This window comes from Paenibacillus sp. FSL H7-0940 (genome assembly GCF_037979415.1).
Lineage (GTDB): Bacteria > Bacillota > Bacilli > Paenibacillales > Paenibacillaceae > Paenibacillus > Paenibacillus amylolyticus.
Genome location: NZ_CP150280.1, coordinates 3,745,627 through 3,759,327, shown reverse-complemented (window position 1 = coordinate 3,759,327; position 13,701 = coordinate 3,745,627). Strand labels below are relative to the sequence as shown.

General features: G+C 45.3%; 11 protein-coding genes. 9 read left to right on the top strand and 2 right to left on the bottom strand.

All coding sequences use genetic code 11. From position 1 onward, the window contains the following. Nucleotides 1–50: 50 nt before the first annotated feature. The 4 genes from MHB71_RS16460 (at nucleotide 51) to MHB71_RS16445 (ending at nucleotide 4,964) form a co-directional block, all read left to right on the top strand. A complete protein-coding gene (locus MHB71_RS16460) occupies nucleotides 51–1,091 on the top strand; it encodes a BMP family ABC transporter substrate-binding protein (protein WP_127544459.1) in 1,041 nt (346 codons plus the stop codon). A gap of 299 nt (nucleotides 1,092–1,390) precedes the next feature. Continuing rightward, the gene (locus MHB71_RS16455) at nucleotides 1,391–2,929 is read left to right on the top strand and encodes an ABC transporter ATP-binding protein (protein WP_036610171.1); all 1,539 of its coding nucleotides are present in this window, start codon (nucleotides 1,391–1,393) and stop codon (nucleotides 2,927–2,929) included. Further along, nucleotides 2,922–4,001 carry an ABC transporter permease gene (locus MHB71_RS16450; protein ID WP_036610168.1) on the top strand — a complete coding sequence of 360 codons (1,080 nt, stop codon included), beginning with the start codon at nucleotides 2,922–2,924 and terminating at the stop codon, nucleotides 3,999–4,001. The genes MHB71_RS16455 and MHB71_RS16450 overlap by 8 nt, the downstream gene beginning before the upstream one ends. Beyond that, on the top strand, nucleotides 4,002–4,964 hold the full coding sequence (locus MHB71_RS16445; RefSeq protein WP_047842245.1) for an ABC transporter permease: 963 nt from the start codon (nucleotides 4,002–4,004) through the stop codon (nucleotides 4,962–4,964). 227 nt (nucleotides 4,965–5,191) lie between these two features. On the opposite strand, the gene MHB71_RS16440 is transcribed toward MHB71_RS16445, so the two are convergent. After that, nucleotides 5,192–6,514: an IS4 family transposase gene (locus tag MHB71_RS16440; protein ID WP_340026944.1), complete on the bottom strand. Its 1,323-nt coding sequence runs from the start codon at nucleotides 6,512–6,514 to the stop codon at nucleotides 5,192–5,194. A gap of 321 nt (nucleotides 6,515–6,835) precedes the next feature. Between MHB71_RS16440 and MHB71_RS16435 the strand changes: the two genes are divergently transcribed. Further along, nucleotides 6,836–7,225, top strand: a complete 390-nt coding sequence (locus MHB71_RS16435; RefSeq protein ID WP_340026943.1) for a hypothetical protein — start codon at nucleotides 6,836–6,838, stop codon at nucleotides 7,223–7,225. A gap of 6 nt (nucleotides 7,226–7,231) precedes the next feature. Here MHB71_RS16435 and MHB71_RS16430 read toward each other — a convergent pair whose 3' ends face one another. Continuing rightward, complete coding sequence (locus MHB71_RS16430) at nucleotides 7,232–7,678, bottom strand: GNAT family N-acetyltransferase (protein WP_340026941.1); 447 nt, start codon at nucleotides 7,676–7,678, stop codon at nucleotides 7,232–7,234. Between the two features lie 601 nt (nucleotides 7,679–8,279). Here MHB71_RS16430 and ilvB point away from each other — a divergent pair. From ilvB to MHB71_RS16410, 4 genes are all read left to right on the top strand, one after another. After that, nucleotides 8,280–10,031, top strand: coding sequence for a biosynthetic-type acetolactate synthase large subunit (gene ilvB, locus MHB71_RS16425; protein WP_036610160.1), 1,752 nt, complete (start codon nucleotides 8,280–8,282; stop codon nucleotides 10,029–10,031). Beyond that, a complete protein-coding gene (gene ilvN, locus MHB71_RS16420) occupies nucleotides 10,028–10,510 on the top strand; it encodes an acetolactate synthase small subunit (RefSeq protein ID WP_340026940.1) in 483 nt (160 codons plus the stop codon). The genes ilvB and ilvN overlap by 4 nt, the downstream gene beginning before the upstream one ends. 261 nt (nucleotides 10,511–10,771) lie before the next feature. Then, nucleotides 10,772–11,764, top strand: a complete 993-nt coding sequence (gene ilvC, locus MHB71_RS16415; RefSeq protein ID WP_036669754.1) for a ketol-acid reductoisomerase — start codon at nucleotides 10,772–10,774, stop codon at nucleotides 11,762–11,764. A 138-nt stretch (nucleotides 11,765–11,902) separates the two neighbouring features. Then, nucleotides 11,903–13,444 carry a 2-isopropylmalate synthase gene (locus tag MHB71_RS16410; protein WP_017689653.1) on the top strand — a complete coding sequence of 514 codons (1,542 nt, stop codon included), beginning with the start codon at nucleotides 11,903–11,905 and terminating at the stop codon, nucleotides 13,442–13,444. The last annotated feature ends 257 nt before the right edge of the window (nucleotides 13,445–13,701 follow it).

Here is a 13,701-nt window from a genome sequence, read left to right as displayed (position 1 = left end):
TGTAGGCTGGATTGGAATGAGGGATATATCATTAAGGGGGAAAAAGAGAAATGAAAAAGATGCTCAGCTTGTCTTTGGTAATGTTGCTGGCGGTATCGGTTATGCTCGCAGGTTGTGGTAGCAAACCGAAAGAAGAAACAAATGCCGGAGGAGATACAGGTGGCACACCCACTGAAACGAAATCCGATCTCAATATCGGTATGGTTACTGACGTAGGTGGAGTTAATGACAAATCCTTTAACCAATCCGCTTGGGAAGCTTTGCAAGCGACTGAAACAGAAACAGGTACTGCTGTTAAATACCTGCAAAGTAAATCCGATGAAGAGTACATTCCTAACCTGAACGAATTCGTTAAAGGTGGATATGATCTGACTTGGGGTATCGGTTTCCAATTGGCTGATGCAATCAAAACTGTAGCTGAGCAAAACCCTGATGCTAAACTCGCGATCATCGACAGTGTTGTTGATGCTCCTAACGTTAAATCCGTAACATTTGCTGAAGAAGAAGGATCTTACCTAGTTGGTGTTGTGGCTGGTCTGACAACAAAATCCAACAAAATTGGTTTTGTAGGCGGTATGCAAAGCCCACTGATCAAAAAGTTTGAAGTTGGATTCAGAGAAGGTGTTAAAGCAGTTAACCCTGACGCTAAATTCATTTCTAACTACACAGGTGCATTTGATAAACCTGACTTGGGTAAAGCAGCAGCAGCAACACTTTACAATGAAGGCGTAGATATTATCTTCCACGCTTCTGGCGCAACAGGTAACGGTGTGTTTATCGAAGCAAGTGCTCGCAAGAAACAAGGTCAAGATGTATGGGTTATCGGTGTTGACAAAGACCAATCTCTTGAGTTTGGTGATGAAATCACTTTGACTTCAATGATCAAAAAAGTTGACGAAGCTGTTAAGCGCGTAAACCAAGAAATCATCGATGGTACCTTCAAAGGCGGAGCTGAGAATCTGACTTTGAAAGACAACGGTGTAGGTGTCGCTGATACTTCCACGAAAAATGTTTCTGCTGATACACTTGCAAAAGTGGACGAGTACAAAGAAAAAATCATCAGCGGCGAAATCAAAGTTCCTACAGAGTAATTTGATCTTCGTTGCAAAAGAATAATCATTGGGGCCGGTCTTGACCGGCCTTATGATTTCAAGAACAGGAACATTTGATCAAGTCATCATAACAATTGTACAAGGTCACTGTGCACCAACGCTCCGGTAGGAGCTTTTCTTAAGATAATGGAATTTATACGTTCTTAGCGGAGCTGAACCATTCGATTATCGCAAGAAAAACTTCAGCTAAGCGAGGTCTGTCTTCTTTGAAAGTACGTCGATAGACGTTTTTTTTTACGTTTGCGGAACCACACTATATCAGTTATAAGGGTGATTACATGGGTGCAGCAACCCCCGTCGTTGAGTTAAAACAAATTACGAAGCGTTTCCCAGGCATTGTTGCCAACGACGCCATCAGCCTTCAGCTTCGTAAAGGCGAGATCCATGCGCTACTGGGCGAAAACGGCGCTGGTAAGTCAACGTTGATGAATATTGTTTTTGGTCTCTATCAGCCAGATGAAGGTTCCATTGAAGTGAATGGCAAGCCTGTCATCATCGACAGTCCTAACCGAGCGATCGATCTTGGCATAGGCATGGTGCATCAGCATTTTAAACTTGTACAGCCGTTCACGGTAACAGAGAACATTATTTTGGGATCTGAACCAACGAAGGGTCTCAATATTAACTATAAAAAAGCAGCCGCTGAAGTTCAGCGTCTTTCCGAACAGTATGGACTGAAGGTGAATCCTCATGCCAAAATTCATGATATTTCTGTCGGAATGCAGCAACGTGTAGAGATTGTTAAAACGTTGTATCGCGGTGCAGACATTCTGATATTTGACGAGCCTACAGCCGTATTGACTCCTCAAGAGATCAAAGAACTGATGATTATCATGAAGAAGCTTGTAGCTGAAGGAAAGTCCATTATTTTGATCACGCACAAACTGAAAGAAATCATGGAAATCTCCGATACGGTAACGATTATCCGTCGGGGTAAAGTAATTGATTCGGTTAAAACATCGGAAACCAATCCGAATGAGCTGGCAGAGAAAATGGTGGGGCGGAATGTCACATTCAAAGTGGACAAAAAACCGGCTACACCTGGAGCCAATGTGCTCGAAGTCAGTAAATTAACGGCCAAGAATAAAGAAGGTATTTCGGTTCTGAACCAACTTAACCTAAACGTACGTGCAGGAGAGATTGTCGGAATCGCAGGCGTGGATGGTAACGGGCAAAGTGAACTGATTGAAGCTCTTACCGGACTTCGTAAAGTAGAGAGCGGTTCGATTCTTTTGGAAGGCAAGGAGCTGTCCAATCATTCTCCGCGCCATATCTCGGAGTCGGGTGTAGCCCACATTCCGGAAGATCGCCATAAACACGGACTTGTACTTGATTTTTCAGTGAGCGAAAATATCGTTCTGGAATCGTATTATAAAGCACCATACACCCGTAAAGGGTTCCTTAACTTCGATGCCATCAAACAGCAGGCGAAGCGGCTTGTTGAGGCATTTGACGTGCGTACACCAAGCATCGAGACCAAAGCTCGGTCCTTGTCCGGAGGAAACCAGCAAAAGGCCATTATCGCCCGTGAGGTAGATAAAAACCCTGAACTGCTTATCGCTGCGCAACCAACACGTGGTTTGGATGTAGGGGCTATTGAGTTCGTGCAAAAGCAACTGATTGCACAGCGCGACCAAGGGAAGGCTGTTCTGCTGATTTCATTTGAGCTTGATGAGATTATCAATGTATCTGACCGAATTGCTGTTATTTATGAAGGCCAGATCGTTGGCGAGGTGCTGCCGGAAGAAACCAATGACAGGGAGCTCGGCTTGATGATGGCGGGCAGCACCCAAAAGAGAGGTACTGCGCATGAATAACGTATTGAAATGGTTTACCCGAGATTCATTTATTTTGCCTGTAGTAGCTATTATTATGGGTCTTATTCTCGGTGGAGTTGTCATGCTGATTGGTGGTTACAATCCAATTGAAGCCTATGGTGCATTGTTCACCAAGGTATTTGGCGACATGTACAACTTTGGTGAAGCAGTACGGGAAATGACGCCACTGATCATGACTGGACTCGCATTTGCATTTGCATCACGTGCAGGGTTGTTTAACATTGGTGGAGAAGGTCAATTTCTCGTTGGTATGACCGCTGCAACATTTGTTGGTGTTAAGTTTGCAGGTTTGCCGATCTACCTTCATGCGCCACTGGCTTTGATTGCCGGTGCATTGTTTGGTGGTCTGTGGGCCGCGATTGCTGGTTATCTGAAAGCAGCGCGTGGGGTCAATGAAGTTATCAGTAGTATCATGTTGAACTGGATTGGTCTATATCTCGCCAACCTTATCGTTCGCCAATTCTTGCTGTTAAAGGGCGAGAATCGTTCCGTGGATATCAGCGAATCGGCTTCGATTAGTTTGACATGGCTCTCTGAACTGATGGGCAATTCCCGTGTACACATGGGGACGTTGATTGCCCTTGTGATGGCTGTGCTCTTTTATATCTATATGTGGAAAACAAAACAAGGTTATGAAATCCGCGCAGTAGGTTACAACCCTAATGCTGCTGAATATGCAGGTATGCATGTTAACCGGAATATCGTAAAAGCGATGTTTATCAGTGGTATGCTTGCCGGTCTTGGCGGTGCATTCCAGGTTCTTGGTGTGTTCCAATACCAAACCGTAATGTCGGGTTCACCGGGAACAGGCTTTGACGGAATTGCGGTTGCCCTGATTGGTTTGAATCATCCGTTTGGGGTGTTATTGGGGGCAGTGTTGTTTGGTACCCTCACGTACGGATCTGCAGGTATGAGTTTTGCTGCGGATGTTCCGCCTGAGATTATTCGGATTGTGATCGGTTCGATTATCTTCTTCATTGCGGCACAAGGCATCGTGCGCTGGATACTTAAACCGTTCTATTCGAAGCGTAAGAAAGAGAAGGTGTTGTAGATGGACTTGTTGACAATTGGGCAAATTATCAATACGACGCTTGTCTTTGCTACGGCATTGATTTTTGCATCACTCGGCGGAATTTTTTCGGAAAAATCAGGTGTAACCAACCTTGGACTTGAAGGTTTTATGGTCTTTGGTGCCTTTGCAGCTGGAATCGGGGCGCATTATGCTCAAGAATCGGGCATGGGCGGAACGACATCGGCCTGGATGGGAGTTTTGCTCGCGATTGTATTGGGCGTACTGGTATCTCTGATTCATGCCGTTGCGTCTATCACATTTAAGGCAGACCAGATTATCAGTGGTATCGTCATTAACTTTTTGGCAGCAGGAAGTACGTTGTACTTGGTTAAACTGTTGTTTGAAGGTTCTGGTGATTCACCGTTGGTTCAAGGCTTCAGCAAGTTTGATGTGCCATTGTTGAAAGACATTCCTTTGCTTGGAGAAGCCTTCTTCAAGAACGTATATCCAACAACATATCTGGCCATTCTGTTCGTATTCCTGACGTATTACATCATGTTCAAAACGCCATTTGGTCTGCGCCTTCGTTCTGTAGGTGAACATCCAAGTGCGGCTGATACGGTTGGTGTTAAAGTGCTTCGTTATCGCTATATTGGCGTTATGATCAGTGGTGCGCTTGCGGCTATTGGTGGAGCTGCGATTACTTTGACGACTACGGGTACATTCTCACACAATACGGTTTCCGGCCAAGGTTATATTGCCATTGCAGCTATGATTTTTGGTAAGTGGAATCCGATTGGTGCCTTTGGTGCGGCTGTCTTCTTTGGATTCTCACAAGCGATCCGAAACTATGTACAGTTGTTTGAATGGTCACAAAGTATTCCCCAGGAAATTATTTTCATGTTGCCTTACCTGCTTACCATCATCGTTCTCGTTGCAGCGGTTGGACGTTCTTCGGCTCCGTCTGCACTCGGTGAAGCATATGATCCGGGGAAAAGGTAACAACCTTTTCCATATCAGTTTAGCTATTCAGAGTTTTGATAAAGGGTCCGCCTTGTGCGCAATGTCATTAAGTTTAGCTCAAAGACAAAACTGAGAATAAAATGAAATCTGAAACGGCATGGGAAAAAGTCCCGTGTCGTTTGTTTTTTTGTGTATGCAAGGAAAAAAGCGTACAGCAAACAAACGGATGGATGATCCGCTTAAAAAAGTGTTCATACGAACCGAATTTATGCTACTCTGTAGACGAAGCTAACCGATGATTTATAACGTATTTTGCGCGTATTCTGCTGCCCTGGTCGAATGGGTCGAATCGGCAAAACGTTTTTGCGAATCAGTGCTTCAACATCGGGCGGGGGGTCATCGTCTCTTGAGCGCAGGAAATGTCTACAAACATGAACGGCAACCGTGAAGTTGACTTGGTAGTGGTACTGTTTAGCTTTTTGGGAAATGACGACGTGCGAGGTCATCATTTCTGCAAAATTGTACATGATCATTCTTGCAAAAATCTCTTGGATGACGGACTCTCGTCTCTTTGCGTGAAAATGGGTCAGACCGACGGTGTATTTTAATGCCCTGAACGAGGTTTCAATTCCCCACCGCATGTTATAGATGGACCTGAGTTCATCGGGTGGAAAATCTGCGTCAGATAAATTCGTAATAACGGTCTCATAAGCGCCATCCGGCAGGACAAACCGAACGACTCGAAAAGATATGGGGTAGTACAGATGCTCCTTCAAATCTAAGAAATCAAAGGTAGACTTAGAAGGGATGAACTTGTACATTTCGGGATGAGCTTTGATCTCTTTGGTTTGTTTTTTAGTAAGCACTAGATGAACCTCCTGATCAAACGAACCGCTATCGGGTAAACGCAAGCCCGAGAGAATACCACTGGAGGCCAGATCTTTTACTCGAATGACATAGCTCCACCCTTTGCGTTCAATATGTGCGAAATTGTTGTAACTTTCATAACCTCGATCGGCAATGACAATGGTTTTTCCCTCGATGCAGGAACGGTCAACCATATCCCCTAACGCTTTTCTCTCATTACTTAATCTTCGCGGTTGAACAATCGCATCCACGTAAAGTCTGTTGCAAAGGTCATAGGTGGCGTTTAAATGCAGCAGATTATAGCCTCTTGCTTCCGGTTGACTTTGAAAATAGGTGTCGGTATCCGCAGGGTCAGTGGCGAAATGCAAATCCGAACCGTCAATGGCGAGTAACCGATACCCTCGGTAGTTCTTGAGATCCGTATACGATTGCGTAAATTCTTGAAACAAATATGCCATTGCAGACGGCAAGATTTTATTTCTCTGTTGGACAAAAGCAGAAGAAGTGGCCGTATTTACATCATAGCCCTGTGATTCCAAGAGTTCCTTGTATAAACTGTTTCCGCCCATAGAGATCAGTAGTTGCATAACCGTTTCAAACGGTAACTTCTTCTTACGGGTAAAATCTTTTTCAGGATTTTTGACATAAGGTGCTGGTGCAACTGACATTTCTCGTATGAGGGAGGTCAGTTTTTCTTTTAGCGAATTCGCATATTCATTCATTGGCGTAACCCCCTCGTTTTCCAAGGGCTTCGCCACACCTTTTTACCTGCTTGTCAAGTCTTTTTTCTTATTTCACACAAAAAAGAGCAGGCTATCTTTTCGATAACCTGCTCTTTTTATTGATTTTTGGTCCTGTTCCTTATCTTAATGACATTGGCCTTGTGCGGGCCTTTTTTTGTTTTCTTGAACGCCCATCGACTTTTACATGCTTAACTTGGTTCTCGTGCAGATACCCATATTTTCAGGTAGGGACAAAGAAACAGGCGAATTCAGTGATGGACGAATACACTGTTTTGAACGATCCGAGGAGGAGGGGAAAGTATGAAACAACAAGTTACGCGTGATGAAGCGATGAAATTAATAGGCAAAAATATTGTTGCAATCAAAAAAGACGGCACTCGGGTTACGGGAAAGCTGTTGAAAGTATCGGGCAACAAACTGGTACTCAAGCGTTTGAATGGCAAAAAAGTACGTACAAAAGCGATTCTGCCACTGGTATTGTTTGATCTGCTCGCTATTGCCACACTGCCTTATGCTTATGGAGGTGGTCCCGGCTTTGGTCCCGGATATGGACCTGGACCAAAACCAGGCCCTGGATATGGTCCAGGCTACGGACCGGGATATGGACCTGGAGGACCTGGTGGCGGATATGGACCTAGTCCTGGATTCGGCCCTTATGGTCCAGGTCCACGCCCGCCAGGATTTTTCTAGGACATTCTATAATGTTTTTTCCAATTCGTAGCAGCGGCTTATCATGATGTATCGAATCGCGCTGTATCCATTTTTTTGATAAAACTGAAGCCCTTTGGTATTGCCCTCATCCACCATCACTTTAGATCTTCGACAACCCCGAGATATCGCAAAGCTCTCTGCTTTGAGCAACAAAGTTTGCCCGTAACGTTTGCGTTGTTCTTTCGGACTAACGGCCATCATATCGACATAGAGCAATTCCCCATGCATGAGAAAATGGATGAATGCCACAGCAGCTTTGTCTGGCTCCGGCGAGACAACAAAGGTCATGCCCCTGTTCATTCGCAGGGGTATTTCTTTGCGGATTTTATTAATTTCCTTTTCGCTCATATGGGATAAAGGAACAAGTTGAGTGTCAATCAGCTTCATGATGGCGCCATCATCTAGCTTGGATGTGCGTTGCCGAATCACCATGCGGAGCCTCCTTTCAGGACCAGTCGTGCTGCTCGTATATCCTATGCCCGAAGCAAGATAAAAGGTGACTGAATGAAGCGCTGGGATTAGGGCAACCTTATAGGCTGAAGAGGGAGGAAGGAAGGTTCTCTGAATTTTTATGCAAAACAGGTATTGACTTATCGGTTGGAGGAATCATATAATGTTCCTAACATTTAACGAGAATATTTCATCGGCTATGAAGAGGACGAAGTTTTAAGGGCTCTTTTGCTCAGAGAGTGGCTGGAATTGCTGAAACCACCACCATTATCCCTTATATACGAGCTCACCTCGGAGCTGTTTTCCTGAAAAGCACTGGATGTCACTCCTTTCGCGTATTAGGGAAAATCGTATGTCTGCGTTACAGACAACAGGTATGGGAAACGACTATGTTCGTTTGAGCTATTCGTTTTGTTGTACCTGGTAAGGTCCGTTATTGCGAAATTTCGGGCAAAGTTGGGTGGTACCACGGAAGCGATAACCTTTCGTCCCTCGCAAGCATGAACTTGTTTGCAGGGGATGGAAGGTTTTTTTTGTAACTTTAAATGTCAGAATGGTGTAAATTCCGAGAGGAGGATGACTAATGGGAGCTCAAATTCCAGAAGTACGATCGACAGATGAATTACGTGAAAAATGGATGAAGCCGGAGGTCATTAGCGGTTCCGAGATTCTGCTGAGAAGTTTGTTGCTTGAAGGTGTGGATTGCGTATTTGGTTACCCGGGTGGCGCAGTGTTGTACATTTACGATGCAATGTATGGTTTCGAGGATTTCAAACACGTCTTAACCCGTCACGAACAAGGTGCAATTCATGCAGCTGACGGATATGCACGTGCAAGCGGCAAAGTTGGTGTTTGTATCGCTACCTCCGGGCCGGGAGCAACCAATCTGGTTACTGGAATAGCCACGGCATATATGGATTCTGTGCCGCTGGTTGTCATTACGGGAAATGTTAATTCCAGCCTGATCGGCTCCGATGCTTTCCAGGAAGCGGATATTACCGGGATTACAATGCCGATCACCAAACACAGCTATCTGGTAAAAGATGTTAAGGATTTGTCGAGTATCATTCATGAGGCATTCCATATTGCCAACACCGGCCGTAAAGGTCCTGTACTGATCGACATTCCGAAAGATGTCTCAGCCAACAAAACCTTGTTTGAACCAAGTACTGAACCTGTTACATTAAGAGGGTACAATCCACGGACAGTACCAAACAAACTGCAGGTTGACCGTTTGGCTCAGGCCATTCAGGAAGCAGAACGTCCAATGATTCTGGCCGGTGGCGGTGTGGTATACTCGGGAGGACATGAAGAACTGTTCGAGTTTGTTGAGAAGACAGGCATTCCGATTACGACAACCCTTCTGGGGCTTGGTGCATTCCCAAGTGGGCATGAACTATGGACAGGGATGCCAGGAATGCACGGAACATACACATCCAACCTGGCCATCCAACAGTCGGATCTGCTGATTAATATCGGCGCACGATTCGATGATCGGGTAACAGGTAAGCTGGACGGATTCGCTCCACATGCCAAAATCGTTCATATCGATATTGATCCGGCTGAGATTGGTAAAAACATTGCAACCGATATTCCAATCGTTGGTGATGTGAAGACCGTACTTGAAATAGCCAACAAAGAAGTTGGACGTGCAGAGCGTGCAGATGCATGGAGAGACCAGATCAAACAGTGGAAACAAGAGAAGCCATACAGCTATACGGATTCAGACGAAGTGCTGAAACCGCAGTGGGTTGTTGAAATGTTGAATGATACAACCAAAGGTGAAGCGATTGTGACTACGGATGTGGGACAACATCAGATGTGGGCGGCACAATATTACAAGTTTAATCAACCACGTTCATGGGTAACTTCGGGTGGTCTAGGAACGATGGGCTTCGGATTCCCTTCTGCAATTGGTGCTCAGATGGCCAATCCGGACAGACTCGTTATCTCCATTAACGGTGACGGCGGAATGCAGATGTGTTCCCAAGAACTCGCAATCTGTGCTATTAACAATATACCGGTAAAAATTGTGATCATTAACAATCAGGTACTTGGAATGGTTCGCCAATGGCAGGAACTCATCTATGAGAACCGTTACAGCCACATTGATCTGGCAGGAAGCCCGGATTTTGTAAAACTGGCTGAAGCATATGGCGTGAAAGGATTGCGTGCAACGAATAAAGAAGAAGCAGCGCGTGCTTGGCAGGAAGCTTTGGATACACCAGGACCAGTCGTTGTAGAATTCGTAGTACGCAAGGATGAAAATGTGTATCCAATGGTTCCGCAGGGAGCAACAATTGATCAAATGCTGATGGGGGATGCTGACGAATGATTAGACATACGATTTCAATATTGGTAAACGATCAGCCAGGCGTCCTTCAGCGTGTATCAGGGTTGTTCGGTCGACGCGGATTTAACATTGAGAGTATTACCGTAGGTCAATCGGAAGAAGCTGGACTCTCCCGGATGGTTATTGTCACCATTGGTGACGATAAAACGCTGGAGCAGATTGAGAAACAATTGTATAAAATCATCGATGTTATTAAAGTGGTTGATTTCAGCCTGAAACCGATGGTAGCCCGTGAACTCGCTTTGATTAAAGTGAAAGCAGAGCCTTCCGAGCGTCCTGAAATTCTGGGTGTGGTAGAAACATTCCGCGCATCCGTTGTAGATGTTGGTCCGAGCAGCCTGATTGTGCAGGTAGTTGGAGATACGGACAAAATTGATGCTATGATTGAATTGCTCAAGCCATATGGCATTCGCGAATTGTCCCGTACAGGCATAACTGCATTGGTACGCGGCAACGTATAAAGTTATAATGAATGAAGAGGGACGACGGTTAGCTAACATATACAGTTGATCTTATGTGAGTGTCAGTCCCTTAACAGTTGTAATTTAACATTTTAGTGATGTAACGCTTGAAAATATAGCTACATTCCCGCATTAATGGGCGGGTGTCTGAACGGATCGGATCAGACCAGAGATGCTTTTGACACTCCAAGCGAGGCGGTCCCTTGAGACACCCGCTCATTAATGAAGGGTTCTTTACAATACAAAGGAGGACTTATAAACATGCCAGTAACTACTTATTATGAACAGGATGCAGAGCTTAACGTATTGAAAGGAAAAACGATCGCGGTAATCGGTTATGGTAGCCAGGGCCACGCCCAAGCTCAAAACCTTCGTGATAGTGGATTGAACGTAGTCATCGGACTTCGTGAAGGTAAATCCTTCGACACTGCAAAAAATGACGGATTTGAAGTTCTGTCCCCGGCTGAAGCAACAAGCCGCGCAGATGTAGTTCAAATCTTGCTGCCAGACGAAACTCAAGCTTCTGTATACAAAAACGAAATCGAACCAAACCTGAAAGAAGGCGCTGCATTGCTCTTCTCACACGGTTTCAACGTTCATTTCGGTCAAATCGTTGCTCCAAAAAACAGCGATGTATTGCTGGTAGCTCCTAAGTCCCCTGGTCACATGGTACGTCGTACTTATGTGGAAGGTTTTGGTGTACCGGGCCTGATCGCGATTGAGCAAGATGCAACGGGTAAAGCTAAAGAAATCGGTTTGGCTTATGCTAAAGGTATCGGTTGTACACGCGCAGGGGTTATCGAAACTTCCTTCCGTGAAGAAACAGAAACAGATCTGTTCGGTGAGCAAGCTGTTCTGTGTGGTGGCGTGAGTGCATTGGTAAAAGCTGGATTCGAAACATTGACAGAAGCGGGTTACGCTCCTGAAATGGCATACTTCGAATGTCTGCACGAACTGAAGCTGATCGTTGACATGATGTATGAAGGCGGACTTTCAAGCATGCGTGATTCCATCAGTAACACAGCTGAGTACGGTGACTATGTAACTGGACCTCGCGTTGTAACTGAAGATACTAAGAAAGCAATGAAAGAAGTCCTGACAGATATCCAACAAGGTAAATTCGCACGCGACTTCATTCTGGAAAACCAATCCGGACGTGCATTCTTGACAGCAACTCGTCGTAACGAAGCTGAACACCCAATCGAAGTGGTTGGCGGACAATTGCGTGAGATGATGCACTGGATCAAGAAGTAAGCATTAACTTCTAGAACATGCACTTTAAGGTATTCAAGTAATCTTAGAGCTTTAACTGGGAATAGCGGCCGTGCTTATGCGTGAGCCGCTATTGCTGGTTCAGAGAAACATATATAACAAGTACAGGAGGTGCGAAGCGTGCGTAAAATCTATGTATTTGACACAACGCTGCGTGATGGAGAGCAATCCCCGGGAGTCAATCTGAACACTCGTGAAAAGGTGGAAATTGCCCATCAGCTCGAGCGGCTTGGCATTGACCGGATGGAAGCGGGTTTCCCGGCGGCATCTCCAGGTGATCTGGCAGCTGTCAATGCAGTAGCAAATGCGGTCAAAAATGTGACTGTAATTGGCTTGTCCCGTTCCAGAGAGCAAGACATTGATGCGGTTAAGGAAGCACTTAAAGGTGCACAGGACCCGTGCATTCACGTTTTCCTGGCAACTTCACCTATTCACCGCCAACATAAATTGCGTATGGACAAAGCGCAGGTACTGGATACAGCTCGTTCCGCGATTCGTTATGCAAAGAAAACATTCTCGAAGATCGAATTCTCCCTTGAGGATGCAGGTCGTACCGAGTATGATTTCCTCGTGGAAATGGTGAATATGGCTGTTGAAGAAGGTGCAGCCGTCGTGAATATTCCGGATACGGTTGGTTACCTGAGCCCATATGAATACGGAAACATTTTCAAACATCTCAAGGAGAATGTACACGGTATTGAAAAGGTACAGCTGAGTGCCCACTGTCATAATGACTTGGGTATGGCGACGGCCAATACACTTGCAGCCATTCTCAACGGAGCCGATCAGATCGAAGGTACGATCAATGGCATTGGTGAACGTGCCGGAAACACGGCGATCGAGGAAATTGCTATGGCGCTGGAGACACGTCAGGAATTTTTCCAAGCGAAAACATCGCTGCAGTTGTCTGAGATTGCACGGACCAGTCGTTTGGTTAGCCGTTTGACAGGTATGGTTGTGCCTGGAAACAAAGCTATTGTTGGGGCAAATGCCTTTGCACATGAATCCGGCATTCACCAGGATGGCATGTTGAAGGAAAAAACAACGTACGAGATTATGACTCCAGAGTCCATCGGTCTGAAGGAAAGTAAACTTGTACTGGGTAAACATTCTGGTCGTCATGCCTTCCGTGAACGGTTGATTGATCTGGGATATGAGCTGGAAGAAGAAGCATTGAATCGGGCTTTCGCCCAGTTCAAAGATCTGGCTGATAAGAAAAAAGAAGTTACTGACGAAGATCTGCTTGCCGTAATTGAAGAGAAATTGCAGGATGCACCTGAGGTGTATAAACTGGAATCCATCTTCGTAACGTACGGAGACGAATCGGTACCAACGGCCAAAGTCCGCATTGCAACGCTTGACGGGGATACGCTTGAGAAGCAAGCAGAAGGTAACGGATCGGTAGATGCGATCTACAATGCGATTGACCAAGTGAGTGGGGAAGATGTAACGTTGTCTGACTACTCCATCAAATCGGTAACGCACGGTAAAGATGCATTGGGTGAAGTACATGTTGTGCTGACTCAGAATCAGGTTTCGGTACAAGGACGTGGCGTAAGCACAGATATATTGGGTGCAAGTGCACGTGCCTATGTAGACGGCCTGAATCAATTGATTGAGAAGCGCAAGACATATACGAACCGTGTAAACGTTAACCTGTAGGCTCCAATGCAAGAAGCACGCACCCTTCATTGAACTGAACTTTAGCTGAGGCACATGTATGCTGCTAGAATGATCTATCTTTAATTTAACGGATATAGAAGATCGTTCGGCTTGCTTTGTTACGTTTAGTGAGGTACGTAAAGAGTCTGACTCTCCTGTGGAGGGCCAGACTCTTTTGCTTATTATTTATATGATTATGGCAGTAAAACACAGAACCTTTTCTACGCTTACCTATTGCATTGGCTTACTCTATCAAG